Genomic DNA, 22,110 nt, shown 5'->3' with positions numbered 1-22,110 from the left:
GGTCAGCCCCTCCTGGCGGCTGCGGTGAAGACGGCGCCGTGCAGCCGGGCCGGTTCCAAGTCGGCTGCCAGTCCGGCCAGTTCCACGCCCAGGACGGCGGTGTGTGCTGCGGGCTCCACGGCAAGGCGCCGGTCCTCGCCGACAAGCGCGTCGAAGGCCGGCCGATCGGCGGCGGCCACGCCCATCCGGACGCGGGAGACCGCCTCCGCTCCATTGGGGTGAGCGATCCGCGCGGGGCGCTGCGGCGGGTCGTAGGCGGAGACGACGAACGGCAGCCGGGCCGGGCGCGGGGCGAGGAACTGGTAGCGGACGGTGTCGCCGTCCGGGCGGGTGCGTTTTCCTTTCATCACCCGGGAGACGGGCACGTTCGCGACTCGCAGGTCAGCACGGGTCGCGGTCAGGTCCAACTCGTCCGTCTCCAGGGCGAGATCCCGCCAGCCCTCACCGGGCCGGGCCCAGCGGGCCAGCCGCTCGCCCGCGCCGAGGCCGTACGCGACGCTGAAGGGCCACCTCAGCAGAGCGAAAGCGGGCGGTAGTTGGAAGAACTCGATGAACGGGCCCTCGGCGAACCAGAGCAGGGCGTTGTGCGCCCGCGCGGGATCGCTGCCGAATTCCATGGTGAATCCGAGCTCGGTGAAGTCCCGGACGACTGCTCGGACGTCGTCGACCTTGCAGAGAATGTGGCTGCATCTCAGCATCGCGGCCTCCTCGCGGCGAAGAGGCGCTGCCCGAGCGGGGCCAGGGGGTGGTCCTCGCCCGGCAGGGTGAGGACGTCGTCGAGGCCGGCTCCGGCGAGGACGTTCAGCCACTGGCGGCGGGAGAGGAAGGTCTCGCCGGACGCGGCGCGGGCGTCCTCGGGAGTGGTCATCATGAACGCCTGGGACGCCAGGATCTCCAGGTGCACGCGGGTCGGTTCGGTGATCAGCAGCCAGCCGCCCGGCACCAGCAGTTCGACCAGCCCTCGGATGGTCACGTCGGTGTCCCGCGCGTTGTTCAGGACGCCGGCCGCGATCACGACTTCGGCCGAGCCGGACTGGTACCCCTGGTCCTGGGGTGTGCGGTCGATGTCGAACAGGTCGAAGCGCATCCACGGGTGACGGCCGAAGCGCTCGCGGGCCGGAGCGAGGAAGAACTTGGAGACGTCCGTGAACTGGTAGTTGGCCGTCAGTCCGCTGCCGGTGAGCGCGTCGATAACGGCTTGGGTCGTGGCACCTGTGCCCGCGCCGATCTCAAGGACGCGCAGCGGGAGCGGACCCGGGTGGACCGAGGCGATGGCCCGGACCGAGGCGGCGACGGCGGCGTTCAGGTAGCGGGCGGTCACGGTGTCGCGGTAGACGGCGTCGGCCCGCTCGCTCCGCCCCTCGGGGAAGAGGAGCAGGGCGGCCTGCTGCTCGCCGGTCATCAGCTGCGGCAGGCATTCCGCGTTGAGCCGGAGGTAGTCGATGAACTCGGCCGATCCCAGCCGGTCGGTCCACGCCTCGGCGGCGAGGTCCCAGGCGCGACCGACGTCGGTGGCACCAGTCGTCCGGGTGGCGCGGAACACTTCACCGTAGCGTTCGATGAGGCCGCGCTCTGCCAGCACATCGAGCCAGCGGCCGATCAGGCGGTGGTGCGCGGGTGCCACGCGGGCGTCGGCCAGCAGCTGGGCCAGAGTGGCGGGCGTTCCGGGCAGGGCGAGCAGCATCGAGCGCAGGACGGCGTCGTCCAGCCGCTCGACGAAGGTGTCGACCTGCTCGGCGGTGACGCCCTGGGCCTGCGGCTCGGCGGCGGTCATCGCCCGCGCGATGACACCGTGCAGGGTGAGCGGTCCGCACTCCGTGAGGCGCTCTCCCCCGCCGACGGTGGCCGCGGCTGCGGCCAGGTCGGCCACGGCCAGCGGCTGGTGGGCCTGCCGGGGGCGCAGTTCCGGGTATCCGAGCCCACTCGTCACGTCCTGCCACATCCGGCAGAGCGTCAGCAGGACCTGGTCGGGGCGCTCACTCCCAGGTTCGCCCAGGACGGCGGCGCGGAGCGCGAGCAGATCGGCGCCGATGGCGGAGGGCCACAGGTCGTGCAGCGTGTGCCGGAAGCTCGGCGGCCGGGCCGGTCCGAGCACGGTCGCCGTGGACTCGGCCAGGTGCCCGGTGTCCGGGCCGTCGAAGTCGAAGCGGTTCTTGACGGCCTCGGGGATGTGGAGGCGCGGCGTCCAGCTGACCGGGCCGTGTGTGTCAGCGAGCGTGAGACTTCCGCCCGCTGTCCCGACGGTCACGCGGTGCAGTAGGTGCAGGTGGTTGTCGGGTTCGGTGGGGTCGACCTGGTTCTGGACCCGCAGGGTGAGTGGAGCGCCGCCGATCCGGCCGGTCAACACGGAGAACGGACCGCCGGTGCTGTCCGCCGCTGAGAGCTCCCACGGCCGCACCGCGCCCAGCGCGTCGCCGAGGATGTGCAACAGCGGGAAGGCGACCTGCACCGAGCAGGCCGCGTCCACGTACTCGGCCGGCTGCCGGGCGAACAGGGCGCGGGCCGCAGCCGTGAACCGGCGTACGGACGGCAGCCGTACGTAGAGATCGCCAACGCGGTAGTGGACGCCGCTGCGGCGGGCCTCGCGCAAGCAGGCGGCCAGGTCGTCATGGTGGACGGGCTGTTCCTGCACCACGTGCATGCCCCGGCGCAGCAGCCGCAGCGCCAGGTCCGTGCCGGCTCCGCCCATCACGCCGGAGCGCAGCACCACGCAGGCGAGGTCGATGTCCCCGGGCAGTTCCTCGGGGTCGGTGAACAGCGGTACGCCGTAGCGCTCGGCGCACTCGATCGAGCGTGGGCTGCCCTTGGCGAGCACTCCGGCGATCTCGAACTGCTCGGGCAGTGCGGCAAGCGCGGCCAGGTAGAACTGGCCGAAGGTCGTCCCGCACACCACCACCCGCAGCTTGCGGTTCCCGGTCACAGGGTTCCCTCCTCGACCGTGGCAAGCTCCTCGATCGGTGTCTGATGAATCGTCATGTCGCAGGCGTCGCGGAGTCGGGTGACGGTGGCCGACGGGTCGAGCGCCGATGCGGCGTAGGCTGCTCCGGCCGCGACCTCGCCGCGCAGGACGGCCGTCGTCGCGGCGGCGGTCATGGCGCCGGTCAGCTCGGCGATGCCCGGCGCGCGCAGGACGGCCGTGCGGGTGGCCGCCCGGCCCGCCACCGTGCCGTCGAGCTGCGCCAGGATGGTCACGTACGGGGTGCGCCCAGCCGTGTCCAACGCGGTGGCGCGGCACAGCCCGGCGACCGCGTCGGCCAGGGGCAGGGCCCGGGCCGCGTCCAGTGCGGTGGCCAGGTGATCGCCGTCGAGCGCGGTGTACCAGCGGCCGTGGGTGAGCGCGAGGTCCCGGGCCAGCTGCTCGCCCTCCGCGTCCAGGTACGGGAAGGCGCTGACCTCGTACGGGAAGAACGGCAGGGTGACGGCCGGCCGACGGGTCGCCGTACCGGGGCGGCGAGCGCCGTCCTGCCAGGCGGCGAGCGGGTCGTTGCCGCCGCCGAGGACACCGTGCAGGTAGTCCTCGGCGCCAGTGGCGGTGAACCTGTCGAGCACCCCCGCGTAGACCGTCAGCTCGTGCACCTCGTCGAACTCCTGGGCTGCGAGCCAGCGTGGCAGCAACCCGGACAGGCCGGGCAGCGCGCCGGCGGCGAAGACCGCGCAGCGGCCTGCGGTGTCCGGTGGCAGGGTTTCCCCGCCCGCATCGACATGGTGTGCTCCGGCCGCGAGCGCGGCTCGGGCCACACGTACGGCGGTCCGGTGCGACGGCCCCGCGCAGTTGACGACCACCTCGCACCCGCGGACGAAGGCCGCGAGCAATCCGTCGTCCTCGACGTCGACCGCGAGCGCCTCGACCGCTGCGGGCAGCGTGGCCGCCGCACGCACGGCGCGCTCCCGGCTTCGGCCGCCGATGCGCAGCGGTCCGGCGCCCCAGCCGTCCAGCAGCCGGGCCGCCTGCGCGCCGACCGCGCCATAGCCTCCGATGACGCCGATCACAAGGTGCCTTCTTCCATCTCGTCGAGCGCCGCGAGTTCCTCGGCGAGCGCTGCCGCGACCCGTTCCAGGCTGCGTCCCGAGAACATCCGCCGCAGCGGCAGTTCGACGCCGTAGCGCTGCCAGACCTGCTCAATGAAGCGGGTGGCCAGCAGGCTGTCGCCGCCCAGCTCGAAGAAGCTCCGCTTGCGGCCGACGGCGGTCCGGCCCAGCAACTCCGCCCACAGATGGGCGAGTTCCTGCTCCAGCCCGGCCTGCGGCTCCTCGTCCGGATCCTCAGGACCGTCCGCCCCGGCGAGCCGGGCGAGTGCGCTACGGTCGATCTTGCCGTTGGCGCTGAGCGGCAGCCAGGGCAGCACCTCGACGCGCTCGGGCACCATGTGGTCGGGCAGCCGGGACATCAGGTGGGCGCGGAGTCGGCCCGGGTCCAGGTCGGCAGCGGCCTCTGGGCGCCGGCCCCACAGCAGGTGGGTGAAGGTATCACCGATCGGGCGATGGCCCGCCTCCCGCAGCCCGGCCCCGGCCAGGAGTTCGGCCCAGCGCGCGCCGGACAGCATCGGGGTACCCGCGAGCCGGCGTGCCCGGTCGAAGCCGGTGTAGCCGCGGTCCAGCAGTGCCGCCGTCAGCAGCGCGACGGGTGTCAGCTCCGCGCGCTCGACCGCCAGGACGGTGCCGCCGCGCCGGGCGAGCAGAGTGGCCAGCGCGGGGCCCTGCGCCGGGTCCGGGTAGCGGTGCAGGACGTTGTCGGCCAGCACCACGTCGAATCGGTACCTCAGCTCGTCGGAAACCCGTGCGCCGTGCAGGAGTTGGCAGTCGGTTCGGTGCGGCAGCGCCTCCAGTCGGTGGCCGGCTGCTGCGACCATGGCCGGTGCGGGATCAAGCAGGGTGTAGCGCACCTGCTCCGGGTCGAGGAGGCGAAGCAGCCGAGCGGCGAACCGGCCGTCCCGGCCGTCGAGTTCGACGACCTCGATCGGCCTTCCCAGCTCCGAGGCCAGCGCGGCCAGGCGGTGGGCGATCTCGTCGGCGGCCCGGGCCGTCCCCTGATCGTGCTCGGCCAGGCTCGCCGGAGAGAGCACCTCGTCGTCGAGGAGCGCGGCGGGATCGAGGCGGTCGGCGAGGATCTCGCGGTAGTCGTCCAGCCGTTCCAGCAGTCGACCGTGGGCTCGGACGATCAGCTCGGCGTACTCGTCGGCACCCGTGTCGGGCTCGGTGCGCGCCAGGGCCTCCCGCAGGCCGGGACCAGCGCTGTACGTACCCGCCTCCTCGACCAGCACCTTCTGCTCGACCAGCCAGTTCAGCCACAGCCCGAGGATCGGCAGGTGCTCGTCCACCACGTCCAGCCGCCTGGCGAGTTCGCCCGCCGTCGTACCGGTGAAATCCGTCAGGCGGAGCAGCCTGACGAGGAACGCCTCGGCCGTCTCCGCCTCCACCTGCCGGGCCCTGGCCCGAGCAGCGAGCAGGTCGGCGTCCGGCTCGATGCCGTCAACACCCGACCGGTCTACGGTCACAGCCGGTACGACGGCGGCGACCAGACGTCGCGCCGCCCCCTCGCCCGCCAGCGTGACGACAGCCCGGCCGACGCCGGCGTGGTCCCGCAGGGCCGCTTCGATCTCACCGAGTTCGATGCGGTGGCCACGGATCTTGACCTGCTGGTCGGCCCGGCCCAGGAACTCCAGCGTGCCGTCCGGCCAGTACCGTCCGAGATCGCCGGTCCGGTACCAGCGTTCGCCGCCCAGCGAAACGAACTGGCGCTCAGTCTGCTCAGCTGCTCCCCGGTAGCCGCGGGCGACTCCCGCGCCGCCGATCCACAGCTCACCCGCCACCCAGTCCGGGCAGTCGCGGCCGAGCGGGTCGACGACCCGGTAGCGCTGATTGCGCAGCGGGTACCCGTACGGGATCGAGCGCCAGGTCGGCTCGACCTCGGCGACCTCGAAGGCGTTCGACCAGATCGCGGCCTCGGTCGCACCGCCGAGGGCGACGAACCGGCAGCCGGGTCGCTGGGCCGCGAGACGTCCGGGCAGGTCCAAGCCCACCCAGTCGCCGGAGACCAGCACCAGTCGCAAGGGCGGCAGGCCGTCGCCGCCTTCCGCCACCACGAGCAGCATGTCCAGCAGGGCCGGGACGGTGTTCCAGAGCGTCACCTGGTGGCGGCGGGCCAGCTCAAGCCAGCGCCGGGCGTCGCGCCGGGCCTCCTCCTCGATCAGGACGGCCGCACCCCCGGCCGAGAGGGGGCCGAAGATGTCGTAGACGGAGAGGTCGAAGTCCAGCGCGGAGACCGCGAGCACGCGGTCGTGCTCGCCGATCGCGTAGCGCTCGTTGAGGTCGGTGACGGTGTTGGCCGCCGCGCGATGCGTGATCTCCACGCCCTTGGGGTCGCCGGTGGAACCGGAGGTGAAGATGACGTACGCGAGCTCGTCCGGGTCGGACTCGACCGGTCGCGCCATCGGCCCGGCGGGCGGAAGGTCGTCGATCGCGACCGGCACGACGGCATCGGACCAGGCCGAGGCCGCCTTCGCGGCCTGGTCGGTGACGACGAGGCGAACGCCTGCCAGGCTGTGGATGCGCTCCCGCCGTGCCGCCGGCTGGTCGACGCCGACCGGCAGGTAGGCCGCTCCCGCCGCGAGCACGCCGAGCACGGCGGCGATCTGGTCGGGCCCCTTGGGCAGGGTCACGGCGACTGGCTCGCCCGGCCCGACGCCCCGATCGGCGAGGGCGGCGGCCAACCGCACTGCTCGGTCGGCCAGTTCGCCGTAGGTCAGCTGCTCGTCGTCGCCCCACCGCAGCGCGATGCGCTGGGGCTGCTCGGTGGCGCGCTCGAAGAAACGTGCGTGGAGCAACCGGGCCGGGGCCGCGGTGCCGGTGGCGTTGATGCGGGTACGAGTCTCCCGCTGGGCTTCGGGCAGCAGGTCGGGCGCGGGTGCCTCCCAGTCGCCCCAGCCGAGCCAGTCGAGCAGCCGGAGGTAGGCGGCGAACATCGCGTCGAGCAGACCGTCCGGGAAGAGCTCCTCGACGGCGTCCCAGTTGAGGCGCACCCCGCCGTCGTTCTCGGTGACCTGGTGGTCGAGCCACACCTGCGGAGTCTGCGACACGCCCCACACGTAGTCGTCGAACAGCCCCGAGGCGGGTTCGCCGCCGACCCCGAGCGCGCTGGTGAACACCACCGGCATGGTGGTCCCGGGTTCGCCCGTGTGGCGGGCGAGTTCACGCACGACCTGGACGGCCGAGACCTCACGGTGGTCGAGTGCGCCCCACAGTTCCTGCTGCACCCGCCGTGCCCGCGTCAGCCAGCTCTCGCCCGGCTCCGGGCGGGAGGCGACGAGCATCAGCGAGGTGAAGTCGCCCAGCACGTTGGCGATGTCGGGGTGCACGTCCTTGCGGTCGAAGAGGGTGAGGTTGAGCGTCAGGTCCGCTCGGGCGCTCCACCGGCCGAGCACCTCAGCGAAGGCGGCGAGCAGCACGGCGGAGGGGGTGAGCCCGTGCTCGCGGGCCTGCTCGCCGATCGGCCGCCAGTACGCGGCTTCGATCCGGGCCTCGCGCCGGGTGAAGCGGGGCCGCTCCACCGTCGACGGGTCGACGGCCAACGGGAGTTGCGGCGACGGAGGCAGCGCCGGCACCTGGCGCGTCCAGTGCTCCTGTGCGGCGGCGAGGGCGGCGGGCTCGGGCGCGGTGCCGAGCACGTAGTCGCGGAACGAGACGCCCACCGGAGGCAGTTCGGCGTCCAGGTCGTCGTAGAGGAGGCCGAGTTCGGTGTAGAAGGTGAGGATGCTCAGGGCGTCGAGGACGATGTTGTCCATGCCGATGCCCAGCCGGGTGCGGTCGCCCGCGCGAACGGCGCGGATGGCGAACAGCGGCCAGCTCGCCGGGTCGAACAGCTGGTGGGAGGCGGTGTCGCGGAGCTCCCGGAACGTTGCCTCGGGGTCGGGGCCGGCCTCGGTGACGGCGATGCGGTAGGACGGGACATCGGCCAGGATCCGCTGTTCCCCGCGCTCGTCGACGACGGCGCGCAGCATCTCGTGGCGGCGCACGAGACGGTCCACGGCGGCCTCCAGGCGGGCGAGGTCGAGGTCGGGTACGTCGTACTCGCGGTAGAAGTGGCAGCCAGTGCCGCCGAGGGTGAAGTCCTCGCCCCGGCCGAGCCAGTAGGCGCGCTGAACGTCGGTGAGCGGGAAGGGGTCCGGCCGGTGCTCCGGATCGGCTGCCAGGTCGGCACCGGACCGGGCGCTGTGGTCGATCCGCAGGGTGGCGGCGAAGTCGGCGAGTACGGGGTGGGCGAACAGCTGGGCGAGCTTGACGTCCGCGAAGCCGTCCGCGCGCAGCCGTCCGACCAGCCGCGTGGCCAGCAGGGAGTCGCCGCCGCGGGTGAAGAAGTCGTGCTCGCGGCCGACTTCGGGCACTCCCAGGATCTCCGACCAGGCTACGGCGGCGCGACGCTCGATCCCACCGGCGGGCGCGGTGACCGGCACGGCGCCGTGAACGTCGTGGGCGGTAAGGGTGCGGCGCAGGGCAGCCCGGTCGATCTTGCCGTTGGGCGTCAGCGGCAGCGCGGGCACGAGGACGATCCGCTCGGGCACCATCGCCGACGGCAGCCGGTCCGCCAGGAAGGCGCGCAGTTCAACGGTGTCCGGCTGTCCGTCCTCACGGTCCGTCGGTCTTCCGGCCGAGACGGCCGCCAGTGTGCTCCAGTCCGGCACTGACGGCACGGGCGTGACGGCGGCGACCAGCCGGCCGTCCTCGCACACCACTGCGACGCCCTGGCCGACCCCGGGGAAGGCGGTCAATGCCGTCTCGATCTCGCCGAGTTCGATCCGGTGGCCACGCACCTTGACCTGGTGGTCGGCCCGGCCGAGGAACTCCAGTGTCCCGTCCGGCCAGTAGCGCGCCCGGTCGCCGGTACGGTACCAGCGCCGGCCGTCGGCCTCCAGGAACCGCTCGGCCGTGCGAGCCGGGTCGTTCCGGTAGCCGCGGGCGACACCGGCGCCGCCGATCCACAGCTCTCCGGGTACCAGGTCCGGGCAGTCACGTCCCAGCGGGTCGACCACCCGGCAGCCCACGTTGCGCAGCGGCGTGCCGTACGGGATCGAGGTCCAGGCCGCCGAGGGATCGCGGACCTCGCAGATGGTGGAGTGGATGGCGGTCTCGGTGGTGCCGCCCAGCGCGACGAACCGGCAGACGGGCGCGACGGCCGCCAGCCTGCCCGGCAGGTCCAGCGGCACCCAGTCACCGCCCAGCAGCACCACGCGCAGCGGCACGTCCGCGCCTGCGGCCGTGACCAGCATGTCCAGCAGTGCGGGCACGCAGTTGGCGACGGTCGCGCGGTGGCGGTGCGCGAGCTCGGCCCAGGCGTGGGCGTCGCGGCGCTCCGGCTCCTCGACGCACACCACGGCGCCGCCGGCGGAGAGCGGGCCGAAGATGTCGTAGACGGAGAGGTCGAAGTCGAGGGCGGACAGCGCCAGCGTCCGGTCGGCGGGGCCGATGGCGAAGCGCTCGTTGAGATCGTGGACGGTGTTCATCGCCGCGGCGTGGGTGAGCTCCACGCCCTTCGGCTCGCCGGTGGAGCCGGAGGTGTAGATCACGTAGGCGAGGTCGGTGTCGGCCCCCGGGACGGGTGCGGCCAGCGGCGTGGTGTTCCCCGGTACGGCGACGTCGTCCAAAACCAGCCGGAGCCCGGCGGTGCGGTGGATGCGCTCGCGCCGCAGCGCGGGCTGGTCGATGCCGAGCGGAAGGTATGCGGCGCCTGCGGCCAGCACGCCGAGGACGGCCGTGATCTGGTCCGGGCCCTTGGGCAGCGTGACGGCCACCAGGTCTCCGGCTGCGACGCCCTGGGCCTGCAGGTCAGCGGCGAGCGTGAGCGCCCGCCGGGCGAGCTCGCCGTAGCTGAGCGAGCCGTCCGCTCCCCAGCACAGCGCGGTGGCCTCGGGGTTGCGGGCGGCGTGGGCGAAGAATCCGTCGTGGAGCCTGGCACCCGGCAGCGGCCCGGCGGTGTCGTTGACGGAGTCCCGCACCGCGAGCTGCGATGCGGGGAGCAGCGCCGGGACGGGCTCGGACCAGGTGTCGGCGTCCGACAAAAGGCGGTCCAGCAGCCTGCTGTAGGCGTCGAACATGGCGTCCAGCACGCCGGGTGCGAAGGCGTCCTCGCGGGCGTCCCAGTTGACCAGCAACCCGCCGTTCAACTCGGTCACCTGGGCGTCCAGCCAAACCTGCGGGCCCTGCGAGATGATCCAGGTGGCCTCGCCGAACGTGTCCCGGACCTCCATTGGGAACAACTCGCCCAGGCCCAGGGCACTGGTATAGACGACAGGTGCGAGAACCCGTGCACCGTTCAGGCGGGAGGCGTCGCGCAGGACCTCCACACCGGAGTAACCGGCGTGCGCGGCGTCCGCGTGAAACCGCGCCTGCAGCCGGGCGGCGCGCTCCGCGAAGGTGCCGGGCGCGGCGCCGTCCCACGCCAGGAGGACCGACGAGGTGAAGTCGCCGACCAGGGAACCGACTTCGGCGTGCAGTGGTTCACGGTCGAAGAGCGGGAGGTTGAGCAGGAAGCGCGGCTCGGCACTGAAGGCGGTGAGGGTCTCCGCGAACACCGAGGCCAGCGCCATCGCGGGGGTCAGCCCGTGGCTGCGCGCCAGTCCCCCGAGACGTCGCATCATCCGGGGGTCCAGCCAGCGGTGGTGGCGCACCACGGTCGGCTGCTCGGACAGTGTGGCGAGCGGCAGTTGGGGCGCGGCGGGCAGCTCGGGCAGGTGGCGGCGCCAGTGGTCGCGGTCGGCGTCCAGGGCAGCCGCACGGGTCGGCGCCTGTCGGGCCGCGCGCCGATCGGCGAGATAGCGCGGATAGCTGTACGCGAGCGCGGACAGCGGCGTGTCAGGGTCGGCGTAGCTCCGGGCGAGGTCAGCGAGCAGCACGCGCAGGCTCAGTGCGTCGGCCGCGACCATGTCCAAGTTGAGGTGGACGCGCGTGCCGCTCTCCCGGATCTCCGCGGGCAGCAGCGAGAGTTGGACGTCGAAGACCTCACCGGACGCGATGTCCAGGCTCCGGTGGGACAGTCGCTGCCGGATGTCCGCCAGTTTCTGCTCGGCTTCGGCCGCGGTCAGCGCGCGCAGGTCGTGAACGCGAAGGCCCGGCCAGGTGCTCTGCGGGGCGATCTGCTGGTAGCCGTCGTCGAGGATCCGCACCCGCAGCATCCCGTGCCGCGCGAGCACCGCCCGGACGGCCGCCTCCAGGCGGGCGGGCTCGACCCGCTCGCCGTCGAACTCGTTGTAGAAGTGCGCTGCCACGCCACCGAGTTGCTGCTCATCGGCGCGCCCCACCCAGTAGGCGTGCTGCATCAGCGCCAGTTCGAACGGCTCGGACTCGTCCACCGCCCGCCCGGCCGTCGGGGTAGTCGCCCCGGCACCGGCCATCAGCTCGTGCCAGGCGGCCAGGGTCGGTTCGGTGGCCAGCTCCGCGAAACCGATCTCCAGGCCGGCGCGCCGAAGGCGGCCGGCCAACCGCATCATGGCCAGCGAGTCCAGGCCGAGGGCGATCAGGTTGTCGCCCTCGCCCAGCTCCTCCGCCGGCAGTCCGAGCAACTCCGCCACGGCGCCCGGGAGGTCGGGCACTGCGGCCCCGTGATCCTGCGACAAGTGGGTTCCCTTCCTCGGGATGTGGAGGTACGTGCCGCCAGGACGGCGGCGCGGCCGGGGCGCCTTCGCGCATCTCGCGGCCCGACGACTCGGAAGCCGTTCGACTGTTACAGCCGGATTGCTTATTGGTAGTGGTTATCATATGCATTAAGCCTCTCCGGTAGGCAAGCCCGAACGCGCAAACACCGGTTCAAGTCCGAGCAAGCCGCCGGGGAACAGCCCCTGACAGACCGTCTAGGCGCCCGCACGGGCGTGGAAGAGAGGGCACGCATGAGCACGACCGAAGCTGACGCGGTGGAGGCGGCGATCCCACCCGAGGTACGAAGCGGCAGGCGCTGGACGACGGCGGTGACCTCGCTCGCGGCCGCGATGATGACCCTGGACATCACCGTGGTCAACGTGGCCCTGCCGCGCATCGGCGAGGACCTCGACGCGTCACTGGACAGCCTCCAGTGGATCGTCAACGCCTACACGCTGACCTTCGCCGCCTTGCTACTCACCGCAGGCTCGGTGTCCGACCGGATCGGCCGCCGCCGGATCTTCCTCGCCGGCGTGGCCGTCTTCACGGCCGCCTCGTCCGTGTGTGCGCTGGCGCCGAACGCGGCGGTTCTGATCGCGGCCCGTGCCGTTCAGGGCGCCGGCGGTGCGATGGTCCTCGGCACCTCGCTCGCCCTGATCGCCGGGGCGTTCGAGGGTGCCCCGGCCCGCTCCCGCACCACCGCCATCGGGCTGTTCACGGCGGGCGGAGCCGTCTCGGCGGCGCTCGGCCCCCTGGTGGGCGGCTCGATCGTCGAGTGGCTGAGCTGGCCGTTCCTGTTCGCGGTCAACGTGCCGATCGGACTGCTCATCCTGGTCGGCGCCGCCCGCAAGGTCCCGGAGAGCGTAGCCACCGACGGACCCGCCCGGATCGACTACGCCGGGGCCGTGCTGGCCGTGCTGGCGCTGTTCGCCCTCAACTACGGCCTGCTGGCCGGATCCGAGAAGGAGTGGTCGGCACCGGACGTGCTCACCGCGCTGATCGCCGGCGGTGTGCTGGCGGTGGCGTTCGCCGCCGTCCAGTGGCGACTGGGCCCGGACGCGATGCTGGATCTGCGGCTGTTCGCCATCCCGACCTTCAGCGGCGCGGTGCTGCTCAGCTTCGCCGCCCGGATCTTCAGCTTCGGGCTGCTGCCGTTCCTGACCCTCTGGCTGGGCGGCATGCTGGAGCTCAGCCCGTTCCGGATCGGCCTGGTGCTGCTGGCACAGTCCGTCGCCCTGGTGATCGCGGCGCCGCTGAGCGGCCTGCTCACCAAGGTGATGCCGGTCGCCGGGGTACTCGCACTCGGCATGGCCGTGGTCGGCGTCGGCATGTTCCTGGCCGTCGGGATCGGCCCGCACGACGGCTGGTCGGCCGTCCTGCCCGCGCTGCTCCTGCTCGGTGCGGGAGCGGGTCTGACCCTCCCCCACCTCCTGGCACTGGCCGTGGGTGTGGTCCCGGCCTCCCGGGCAGGCACCGCCTCGGGTGCGGCCAACAGCTTCTTCCCGCTCGGTACCGCAACCGGCGTCGCCGCCTTCGGCGTGGTGCTCAGCCACAAGGTCGGCGCGGTGATGTCCTCCGCCGCGCTCGACCGGCTCGGCCTCCCGCCGGGCGACGCGGAACGCCTGCGCAAGCTCGTCGCGGCGGGCCAGTTCGACACCCTCGCCACGGCCACTCCGGCTGCCACCCGCAGCCAGGTCGTGGACCTCGCGCACACCGCCTACACCGGCGCGCTGTCGACGATCTTCCTGATCGCCGGCATGGCCGCGCTGGTCGCGGCGGCCGCAAGCCTTCTACTGGTTCGTGAGCGGGACAACCTCGATACCGCGTAAGACAGTTCGGCGCACACCACGGCCCTCCTCCGTGTGTCAGAGGGAGGCCGTGGTGTACTCGGCGATCCGCCGACGCACCGCGCTCACGACCTCCTGGGGACGGTCCGAGAGGTAGAAGTGCCCGCCGGGGAAGGTCAGGCGCTGGAAGAGGCCGGAGGTCCACTGCCGCCAGCCGTCGGCCTCCTCGGCCGTGAGCTCGGTGTCGTCCGCGCCGACCAGGGCGGTCACCGGACATGGCAGGAGGCCGTCCGGGCGGGCCGGGTAGGTCTCGATGAGCCGGTAGTCACCCCGGACCGCGGGGAGGACCAGCCGCCGGAGTTCGGGCATGGCCATGAGGGCGGCGTCGGTGCCGCCGAGGCGGACGAGCTCGGCGCAGAGCGCGTCGTCATCGAGCAGATGCGTGGTGCCGCCGTGGTGGAACTGCGGTGCCTCGCGGGCCGAGACGAACAGGTGGACGGGCGGGCGATGGCCCTGCCGGACCAGCTGGAGGGCGAGTTCATGGCCGACGGTCGCTCCCATGCTGTGCCCGAAGACCGCCCAAGGCCGGTCCAGCAGCGGTGACAGCGCGGCACCGAGCCCGCCCACCAGCGCCGGGAGGTCGGCCGGGAGCGGATCGTCCAGGCGGTCCTCGCGGCCCGGCGGGCAGACGAGCAGGAGCTCCACCTCCGGCGGAAGCAGGGTGACCCACGTGCGGTAGAGGCCCGGCGAGCCGCCGGCGTGCGGCAGGCAGACCAGCCGGACGGCGGCGTTCGGACGGGGCTGGGGACGGCGCAGCCAAGGCGCGGAAGTCATGGGAAAGTCCTCAGGGTCGCTCGGTGATCCCGGCCGGTGCGACAGCCGAGGCCGGCAACTTGGCTACGGCCGCGAGCAGTTCGCGGGTGAGCGGATCGGCGGGTGTGGTGAGCAGCCGCTCGGCGGGGCCGCTCTCCCTGATCCGGCCGTCGGCGAGCACCGCGAGAGAGCCGCCCAGCCGTGCGGGCACGGTGAGGTCGTGGGTGACGACGATCAGGGCGACGCCCAGCTCGCGCCGGAGCTCGGCCAGCAGGGAGATCACGGTGTGGGCGGTCGGCGCGTCCAGGGCGCTGGTCACCTCGTCACACAGCAGTACCGCCGGTTCTGCGGCCAACGCCCTCGCCAGGGCGACCCGCTGGCGCTGCCCTCCGGAGAGCTGCGCCGGTCGGCGTCCCGCGTGCTCGGATGTCAGCCCGACCCGTTCGAGCAGCCGGTCCACTTCGCGGCGCACCTGCGCCGCGTCCAGTTCGGGACGGAAGCGGCTGAGCGGGCGGGCGACGATCCGGCCGACGCTGTGGCGGGGGTTCAGCGAGGAGTACGGGTCCTGCGGCACGAGTTGCAGTCGGCGCAGCTGTTCCGGGGAGCGTCCGTGCAACCCGTGGCCGGTCTCCTCGTCCGAGAGGAGGAGGGCGCCCGACCAGTCGGCGTGCAGGCCGGTCAGGCAGCGCAGCAGGGTGGTCTTCCCGCCGCCCGAGGGGCCGACCACGCTGAGGCAGCCGCCCTGTTCGACGGACAGGTCGATCGCGGCGAGCACGGTCCGCCCGCCCCGGCGTGCCTCCAGCCCTCGCACGGTCAGGGCCGCTGGTCCGACCGGCTCGCGTGGCCCAGGCAGAGCGGTGACACGGCCCGCGTCGACCAGACTGCGGGCGGCGGCGCTCGCTGGCCGGGCGAGCACGTCGGCCACCTGCCCGTGCTCGACCACGCGCCCGGAGTCGAGCACCGCCACCTCATCCGCGACCGAGGCCACCTGGGCCAGGTCGTGGGCCACCAGCAGCACGGCCGGGCCTCCGTCCTCGCGCAGCCGCCGGATGTCGGCCAGCAGCGCGGCCGCGGTCACCGGGTCGAGGGCGCTGGTCGGTTCGTCGAGCACGAGCAGGTCAGGCCGGTGCGCGAGCGCCGCCGCCAGGGCGACCCGCTGGCGCTGGCCGCCGGAGAGCTGGTGCGGGAGGCGGCGCAGGAAGTCGTCGTCGCACGGCAGCCGGACCGTCCGCAGCGCGGCGCGGATCCGTTCCGGCCGCTGCTTCCGGGGGACCGAGCGGGCCCGCAGGTACTCACCGAGGTGGTCGGCCACCCTCATCGTGGGGGCGAGTGAGGTGCGCGGGTCCTGCGGAACATAGCCGGCATGGCGGCTGCGCAGTCGGCGCAGCGCGCGTGCGGGAAGGCCGAGGACGGGCCGGCCGGCCAGGTGGGCCTCGCCGGTCCGGAGTGACAGTCCCGGGCGCAGTTCCCCGAGGGCGGCGAGAGCGACGGTGGTCTTCCCGCTGCCCGACGGCCCGACCAGCGCGAGGATGCGCCCGGGGGCGAGATCGAGGTCGATGCCGTCCACCACCGTGCGCGGCCCGTCCGGGCCGTGCACCTGCACCGTCAGGCCACGCAGCCGCAGTACCGCGGACCCGGCAGCGAGGTCCGCCGCCACGGGTACCGGCCGCCGACGGCCGCGTGGCTGGCGCGCGGCGGGAAAAGCGGCGTCCACCAGCAGGTTGGCGGCCAGCAGCAGCACCAGGATCCCGGCCGCCGGGACGGCGACGGCCAGCGGTTGCAGCGACAGCCCGTCCCGGTTCTCCAGAACCATCAACCCCCAGTCGGCGGCCGGTGGTTGGGCACCGTAGCCGAGGAATCCCGCAGTGGAGACGACGAACACCGCGCCCACGAACCGCACGGCGGCGTCGGCGGCGAGCACCGGCGTGAGGTTGGGCAGCACCTCGCGCAGCAGGACGTACCCGGTGCGCTCGCCCCGGGCGAGGGCCGCCTCCACGTAGTCGTGCTGCAGGGCCTGCAGGGTGGCGGCCCGCACCACGCGGACGATCTCCGGCAGCAGGACGACGGCGGTGGCGGCCCCGACGCCGACGGCACCCCGACCCAGCGCCACCACGGTGACGCTCAGCAGCAGGAAGGCGGGCAGGCTGAGCAGCACGTCCGCGCACCGCAGCACGGCCGAGTCGGTCCGCCCGCCGCGCAACGCCGCCACCATGCCCGCCGCCGCGCCCACGGCGTACGCGGCCGCGAGAGCGGTCAGCGAGAGCAGCACCAGCGACCGGCCGCCGGCCAGGAAACGGCTGAGCACGTCGGCGCCCAGATGCTCGGTGCCCAGGGGGGCCGCTCCCGAGGCGGGGGCGTACGGCATGTCGAGCACCTCGCCGGGCCCGTGCGGGGCGAGCAGCGGCCCTACGAGGGCGAGCAGTACAGTCGCTGCCAGGACGGTCCCGGCGGCCATCGCCCGCCACCGCCCGCGAAATCTGGTCAACTCAGGCTCCTTGCCGCCGGATTGAGCGCGGCCGCCAGAAGGTCCGCGAGCAGGTTGAGGGTGACGGTGACACCGGCGACGATCAGGGCCACGCCCTGGACGACGGGGACGTCACGCGCGGCCGTGGCGTTCACCAGGGCGGCGGCCAGGCCCGGGTAGCCGAAGAGCGTCTCGGCGACCAGGGTTCCGCCGAGCAGGTAGGCGAGGTAGCGGGCAAGCACCGGCACGGCGGGCACCACGGCCGCCGGGAGCACCCAGCGCAGCACGACGCGGTGCTCGGGGATGCCGCCGAGCCGGGCGGTGCGGGCCGCCTCGGAGTCGGTGGCGGCCAGCACCCCGGCGCGCACCAAGCGGACGTTCTGGGCCAGGCTGACCGACAGCAGCGTCAGCACCGGGAGCACCAGGACCCGGGGCTCGGCGGCCACGCTGTGCCCGGCCGAGGGCAGCGACACCGCCGGCAGCCAGCCGAGCCCGACGGCCAGGAGCAGCACCAGCAGCGTGCCGACGACGAACTCGGGCAGGCTGACCAGCGCGAGCGTCGCGGTCGACACGACGCGGTCCGCGGCCCGCCCGGCCCGCAACCCCGCCCACAGCCCGAGGCCGACCGCGAGCGGTACCAGCAGCGCCGCCGCGACGGCCCCGAGCAGCAACGAGTTCCCGGCCCGCTCGGCGATCAGCTGCGCGACCGGGCGACCGCTGGCATAGGAAGTGCCGAGGTCGCCCTGCACGGCGTGCCAGAGCCAGTGCCCGTAGCGGATCCACGCCGGCTGGTCGAGCCCCAGGCTGTGGCGCAGCGCGGCGATCTGCTCGGGCCCGGCCCGACCGCCCAGCCGGGCCGCCGCCGCGTCGCCCGGTGCCAGCGCGGTCGCCGCGAAGACCAGGACCGAGGCGGCGAGCAGGGTGCCCGCCGCGACGGCCAGCCGGCGCAGGACCGCCCTCACGAAGCGAGGAAGGCGTCGCGCAGGCACGGGTAGTCGAAGAAGCCGCGCGCCTGGACGCCGTGGACGGCGGGCGTGGAGGCCGCCACAGGGGGGATACGGGCGAACACCGCGTCGCCGCCGTGGTCGTAGAGGTGGTGCTGGACGTCGTGGACGGCGGCGGTGCGCTTGGCGTCGCCGACGGCGGAGTGCATGGCGGTGATCAGGCCGTCCAGGGTGGTGCCGGCGGGCCCGGTGAAGGGGTACGAGGCCTTGGAGCCGTAGTACATCGAGAGCTGCAGCGGCAGCGGCATCGCGTGGTACAGGTTGGTCTGCAGCGGGGTGCTCAGCAGTGCCTTGATGTCAGCGTAGTAGTCGGCTGCGGGGATCTTGTTGACGGTCGCCGCCAGCCCGGCGGCCTGGGCCTGCTGGACGAAGGCGGTGGCGCTTTCCAGCGTCCCGTACTCGTAGTCGCTGGTGCGCACCGAGAGCTGCCCGCCCGGGAACAACTTCCGTACCTGGTCCGGGTCGTGGGCGCGACGCCGGAGCGAGGTGTCGTACCAGGACTGGTGGCGGCCGAGCGCGTCGTCGGCGACCTCGCCGTAGCCGAGGGTGACGGTACGGACCATCGCCTCGCGGTCGATCGCGAACTTCACGGCCTGGACGGCCTCGGGCTTGGTGAACGGGTCGGTGCCGAGGTTCATGGTGAAGGCGAGCTCGCTCCACAGCTCCTGCGGCGCGGTGAGGATGCGCAGGGCCTGGTTCTGGGCCTCGGCGCGGGCGGTGGTGAGGGTGAGCCCTCCCGCGTAGTCGAACTGGCCGGCCTTCAGGCCGTTGAGCCGGGCACCGGCGTCGGCGACGGAGAGCAGTTCGATCTGGTCGAGGTAGGGGCCGCCGTTGGCCGAACCCCAGTAGTCGGTACGGGCGGTGAGCAGGCTGCTGCTGCCGGCCGTCCAGCTCTTCAGGACGAACGGTCCCGAGCCGGGCGCGTGCGCGAGGTCGCTGGTGCCGTCGGGGAAGACGAACATCGACTGGGCGAGGACCAGGTCGAAGAAGCCGTCGGGGCCCTTGAGTTGAAGCTCCAGCGTGCGGAGGTCGCGGACGGCGGACGCCCCGGCGTCGAGCCCGCCGAGCAGCCCGCTCTGCACGGTGGGGTTGGAGGCCAGCGTGCGGAGGCTGAACAGCACGTCCTGGGCGGTGAGTTTGCGTCCGTCGCTGAAGGTCACGCCGTCGCGCAGCCGGACGGTCCAGCGGGTGACGTCCGCGTTGGGCTCGACGGATTCGGCGAGCCGCCACACCGGGGCGCTGCCCTCGATCTCACCGAGGGTGTCCCAGATCAGCCGGGCCCGGACGTAGTCGATCGCGCTCCCGGTCGCCTGGAGCACGCTGGTGGACTCGGCGCTGGATCCGGCGAAGGCCGCCCGCAGCTTGCCCCCTCGGCGGGGCGGGACGGAGGCCGTCGGGCTCTGCGCGGCGAGCGGCGGGCGTGCGGTCGAGCCGCCACTGCACGCCGTGAGCAGGCCGCTGCCGAGCACCGCGCCCGCGCCCATCAGGCCGAGCACCGATCTACGGGATATCTGACGATGCGTCATCTTCCCCTCATTCATGGACGATTCCCCAAGCCTAAAGTGAAACGATAATACTTTTCAATAACCCTGCGGGAGACAGCAGTTCAGGTGCCACGCGACGATTCATCGCCCGTTTTGCCAGTCATGCGTAGATTTGGAGATGGACAGAGGGAAGGCGGACGTCATGAGCGCACCGATCGACCACCGAACCCACAGCGAGCACGGCCACCACCACGGCGAGGGCTGCGGCCACGTGGCGGTGCCGCACGCCGACCACGTGGACTACGTCCACGACGGCCATCTGCACCGCTTCCACAACGGCCATGTCGACGAGTGCGAGTCGGCCGGCCACGTCGAACACTCCGGCCACGCCCACGAGCACCGGGAGGGCTGCGGCCACACCGCCGTCCCCCACGGCGACCACGTGGACTACGTACACGACGGACACCGCCACGCCGCCCATGCGGGCCACTGGGACGATCACTGACCGGCTCGGCTTCAGCGCACGGCGACCAGGACGCAGCTGTCGCCGTACTGCCAGACCGGCCCGGCATGGCGGAACCCGGCCTGCCGTAGCAACCGCTCGTGCCCGGCCGCCGACAGTCCGTTGCCGTCGCCGTCCGCCGGCGGGAGCTGTTTCCGCCCGGCCGCGAGCAGTTCGGCGAACTCCGGGACCTGCCCCGCCGCGGCCCACCAACCGGCCCAGTCCTCCCCGGTGTCGCTCCTTCCCCGACGTTCGGCGCGGCACCGCCCGACCGTCCGGGCGAAGCGGGCGAGAACCGCGTCCTCCGGTGTCAGGTGGTCACCGTTGACCAGCACTCCGCCGGGTCGCAGCACTTCCGCCAGATCCCGGTAGATCTCCCCCAGGCGGTCCGGCTGCGGGTAGTGCAGCGCCGTGGTGGACACCACGGCGTCCACGGGCCCGTCGAGCGCCAGCTGCTCGATCCAGCCCGGTTCGCCGATCACGACCTCGGTGTAGCGTGCCGCGTCCGGGCGGCCGACCCGGCCGAGTTCAAGCAGCAGCGGATCGATGTCCGCCGCCACGATCCGCGCGCCGGGCAGGCGGGCCGCCAGCCGTACCGGGAGCGAGCCGGGCCCGCTCCCGAGGTCGAGCACCACCGGCCGCGCCCGTCCCTCGGTCGCCCGCGCCACGACGTCGGCGATCACCGTGAACCGCTCCTCGCGGTCCACGGCGTACCGCTCCTGCTGGCGCTCCCACCGCTCCAGCCATTCCTCGGCCAGCCCCCGGCCGATGACCGACGGCCCTCCCCCCGCCGTGGTCACCTCTCGTCGGGGGTCAACAGGCCGCGCTGGTAGGCGCGGACCAAGTGCTTGGGGACGAACTGGCGTCGGCCGTCGATCTCGATCGGCACCAAGTCCGGCGCGGTCGCCTTCCACTGGGCACGGCGGTGCCGGGTGTTGCTGCGGGACGTCCTGCGCTTGGGTACGGCCATGGGTGATTCCCCTTCCGATCTAAAGGTGTTGAACGGGCGACCGGTGCTCAGGCCACCGGGTCGAGCATGTCGTCGAAGGCGTCCGGCAGTTGCTTCCAGGCCTCCTCGCCGGAGGCGAGTTCGTCGTCGGCGAGCAGGCAGGAGTCGAGCAGCTCGACGATTCCGTCGGCGTCCAGGCCCTCGGCGGTGAAGCAGAGTTGCTGCACGCGGTCGCCGTGGACCGGATCCCAGTCCAGGGCCGCCGCCGCACGCCGCTGCGGCGGGTACAGCTCCCAGGAGGCATCCGGCAGCGAGGCCAGCCACGGCCCGCACTCCTCGACAACCAGGCTCGCCCCCGCGGCATCCCAACCCAGCAGCAGATCGGGCCGGTTGGCGAGCCAGAACCGGCCCCGGCTGCGCTGGGCGGCGGGGACCAGCAGGTCGAGCGCCTCATGGAATCGGGCCGGGTGCAGCGGGCGCCGTCGCTCCCATACCAGCGTCGCGACGCCCGCCTCATCCTGCGGGTACGGCAACAGAGCGAGCGCCGGGTTGACCCGGTCCCGGGCGGCGGGCACATCGAACCCGGCCAGCGCCACAGGGGCCAGCGTGCCCGTGCCGAGGGTGACGGTTCGGGCGGACGGGTGCAGTTGGCGCAGCATGGCCAGCCCGGCGTGGAGCTCGGGAGCACCAGCCGCGGCACCCTCCGCCGGGACCGCGTGGACGGTGGCGTACTCGACCTGCTGGGTGAGCGCCTCGGCACGGGTCCGGGTGTCGTCGGCACAGGTCTGCGCCGCATGCTCACTGAGCGTGTCGGGTACGGAGAGTTGGGGAACGAGCCGCAGCGGGTCGACGGCGGTGACCACCCCGGCCACCACCACCGCCTCGGACAGGCAGCGGCCGTCGACCGCCCCTTCGGCGATCACCTCGACCGCCGGGTGGGGGTCACTGCCGCCCCACAGCTCGACCACCGCCAAGCGGTGCCGGCCGGCGTCGGCTATCCGGAGCAGTTCGGGGAGCAGGTCCTCGCGCAGCGCGCAGCAGGGGCAGTCGCCGGTCAGCGGGACGTCCGACTCGCTGCGCGAGCCCGCGGCGTCCAGAATGTCCCGTCGGACCCGGCCGTGGACGGCGGCATCGGTGAGGTCGTGGTGCAGCACGACAGCGTTCCCGCCGCCGCTCAGCAGCTCCAGGACCGCCTGGCGGCGCTCGGCCTCGTGGAGGCCGGCGACGACCACCACCGGCAGGCGGGTGTCGTCAGGCATTGTGTCTTCCTTTCGGCGTTGCGGCGTCGGCGTTGCGGCGTCGGTCCGGATGCCCGAGGGAGTATGGCCGCGCCGCGGGCGGCGGCAGTCCGGGAGCAGCCCGCGACGCGACCGGTCTGTAGGCGGGCCTACCAGCTCGACTTCCGGACCCCGGGCAGTTGGCCGGCATGCGCGAGGGTGCGCAGGTTGATGCGCGAGAGGCCGAAGGCGCGCTGGTAGCCGC

At 73.2% G+C, this 22,110-nt stretch carries 13 protein-coding genes and 1 pseudogene; 2 read left to right on the top strand and 12 right to left on the bottom strand.

Going from position 1 to position 22,110, the window contains the following annotated elements; genetic code table 11:
- Positions 1 to 2: 2 nt before the first annotated feature.
- From ACFVWU_RS26615 to ACFVWU_RS26600, 4 genes are read right to left on the bottom strand one after another with little or no spacing between them, the layout of a single operon-like run.
- Positions 3 to 698: a VOC family protein gene (locus tag ACFVWU_RS26615; RefSeq protein ID WP_387625544.1), complete on the bottom strand. Its 696-nt coding sequence runs from the start codon at positions 696 to 698 to the stop codon at positions 3 to 5.
- Positions 692 to 2,920, bottom strand: a complete 2,229-nt coding sequence (locus ACFVWU_RS26610; RefSeq protein ID WP_387625543.1) for a Gfo/Idh/MocA family oxidoreductase — start codon at positions 2,918 to 2,920, stop codon at positions 692 to 694. Before ACFVWU_RS26610 ends, ACFVWU_RS26615 begins: the two co-directional genes overlap by 7 nt.
- The gene (locus ACFVWU_RS26605) at positions 2,917 to 3,990 is read right to left on the bottom strand and encodes a saccharopine dehydrogenase NADP-binding domain-containing protein (RefSeq protein WP_387625541.1); all 1,074 of its coding nucleotides are present in this window, start codon (positions 3,988 to 3,990) and stop codon (positions 2,917 to 2,919) included. The genes ACFVWU_RS26610 and ACFVWU_RS26605 overlap by 4 nt, the downstream gene beginning before the upstream one ends.
- Positions 3,987 to 11,582, bottom strand: a complete 7,596-nt coding sequence (locus ACFVWU_RS26600; RefSeq protein WP_387625539.1) for an amino acid adenylation domain-containing protein — start codon at positions 11,580 to 11,582, stop codon at positions 3,987 to 3,989. Before ACFVWU_RS26600 ends, ACFVWU_RS26605 begins: the two co-directional genes overlap by 4 nt.
- Before the next feature lie 294 nt (positions 11,583 to 11,876).
- Here ACFVWU_RS26600 and ACFVWU_RS26595 point away from each other — a divergent pair, with 294 nt between their 5' ends.
- Positions 11,877 to 13,454, top strand: coding sequence for an MFS transporter (locus tag ACFVWU_RS26595; RefSeq protein WP_387625537.1), 1,578 nt, complete (start codon positions 11,877 to 11,879; stop codon positions 13,452 to 13,454).
- Between the two features lie 36 nt (positions 13,455 to 13,490).
- On the opposite strand, the gene ACFVWU_RS26590 is transcribed toward ACFVWU_RS26595, so the two are convergent.
- From ACFVWU_RS26590 to ACFVWU_RS26575, 4 genes are read right to left on the bottom strand one after another with little or no spacing between them, the layout of a single operon-like run.
- Positions 13,491 to 14,246, bottom strand: coding sequence for a thioesterase II family protein (locus tag ACFVWU_RS26590; RefSeq protein ID WP_387625535.1), 756 nt, complete (start codon positions 14,244 to 14,246; stop codon positions 13,491 to 13,493).
- 10 nt (positions 14,247 to 14,256) lie between these two features.
- Positions 14,257 to 16,710, bottom strand: a complete 2,454-nt coding sequence (locus tag ACFVWU_RS26585; RefSeq protein ID WP_387625533.1) for an ATP-binding cassette domain-containing protein — start codon at positions 16,708 to 16,710, stop codon at positions 14,257 to 14,259.
- The gene (locus ACFVWU_RS26580; RefSeq protein ID WP_387625531.1) at positions 16,707 to 17,651 is read right to left on the bottom strand and encodes an ABC transporter permease; all 945 of its coding nucleotides are present in this window, start codon (positions 17,649 to 17,651) and stop codon (positions 16,707 to 16,709) included. The genes ACFVWU_RS26585 and ACFVWU_RS26580 overlap by 4 nt, the downstream gene beginning before the upstream one ends.
- A complete protein-coding gene (locus tag ACFVWU_RS26575; RefSeq protein ID WP_387625529.1) occupies positions 17,648 to 19,219 on the bottom strand; it encodes an ABC transporter substrate-binding protein in 1,572 nt (523 codons plus the stop codon). Before ACFVWU_RS26575 ends, ACFVWU_RS26580 begins: the two co-directional genes overlap by 4 nt.
- A gap of 160 nt (positions 19,220 to 19,379) precedes the next feature.
- Between ACFVWU_RS26575 and ACFVWU_RS26570 the strand changes: the two genes are divergently transcribed.
- Positions 19,380 to 19,682: a hypothetical protein gene (locus ACFVWU_RS26570; protein WP_387625527.1), complete on the top strand. Its 303-nt coding sequence runs from the start codon at positions 19,380 to 19,382 to the stop codon at positions 19,680 to 19,682.
- A gap of 11 nt (positions 19,683 to 19,693) precedes the next feature.
- Here the strand turns inward: ACFVWU_RS26570 and ACFVWU_RS26565 are convergent, their stop codons facing one another.
- From ACFVWU_RS26565 to ACFVWU_RS26550, 4 genes and pseudogenes are all read right to left on the bottom strand, one after another.
- Complete coding sequence (locus tag ACFVWU_RS26565) at positions 19,694 to 20,479, bottom strand: class I SAM-dependent methyltransferase (RefSeq protein ID WP_387625525.1); 786 nt, start codon at positions 20,477 to 20,479, stop codon at positions 19,694 to 19,696.
- Positions 20,476 to 20,649, bottom strand: coding sequence for a 50S ribosomal protein L32 (gene rpmF, locus ACFVWU_RS26560; protein WP_387625523.1), 174 nt, complete (start codon positions 20,647 to 20,649; stop codon positions 20,476 to 20,478). The genes ACFVWU_RS26565 and rpmF overlap by 4 nt, the downstream gene beginning before the upstream one ends.
- A 47-nt stretch (positions 20,650 to 20,696) precedes the next feature.
- Entirely contained in the window at positions 20,697 to 21,887 is a 1,191-nt protein-coding gene (locus ACFVWU_RS26555; RefSeq protein ID WP_387625521.1) for a CobW family GTP-binding protein, read from the bottom strand.
- Between the two features lie 128 nt (positions 21,888 to 22,015).
- Positions 22,016 to 22,110, bottom strand: a pseudogene (locus ACFVWU_RS26550) (30S ribosomal protein S14); the annotation flags it as partial.

The organism is Kitasatospora sp. NPDC058190 (assembly GCF_042883685.1).
Lineage (GTDB): Bacteria > Actinomycetota > Actinomycetes > Streptomycetales > Streptomycetaceae > Kitasatospora.
Note: the sequence above shows the minus strand (reverse complement) of the source record. Positions and strands in the feature narration are given on the sequence as shown.

Coding starts and splice junctions, on each gene's coding strand:
- ACFVWU_RS26615 (WP_387625544.1), bottom strand. CDS start 698: ATGCTGAGATGCAGCCACATTCTCTGCAAGGTCGACGACGTCCGAGCA.
- ACFVWU_RS26595 (WP_387625537.1), top strand. CDS start 11,877: ATGAGCACGACCGAAGCTGACGCGGTGGAGGCGGCGATCCCACCCGAG.
- ACFVWU_RS26590 (WP_387625535.1), bottom strand. CDS start 14,246: ATGACTTCCGCGCCTTGGCTGCGCCGTCCCCAGCCCCGTCCGAACGCC.
- ACFVWU_RS26575 (WP_387625529.1), bottom strand. CDS start 19,219: ATGACGCATCGTCAGATATCCCGTAGATCGGTGCTCGGCCTGATGGGC.
- ACFVWU_RS26570 (WP_387625527.1), top strand. CDS start 19,380: ATGAGCGCACCGATCGACCACCGAACCCACAGCGAGCACGGCCACCAC.
- rpmF (WP_387625523.1), bottom strand. CDS start 20,649: ATGGCCGTACCCAAGCGCAGGACGTCCCGCAGCAACACCCGGCACCGC.
- ACFVWU_RS26555 (WP_387625521.1), bottom strand. CDS start 21,887: ATGCCTGACGACACCCGCCTGCCGGTGGTGGTCGTCGCCGGCCTCCAC.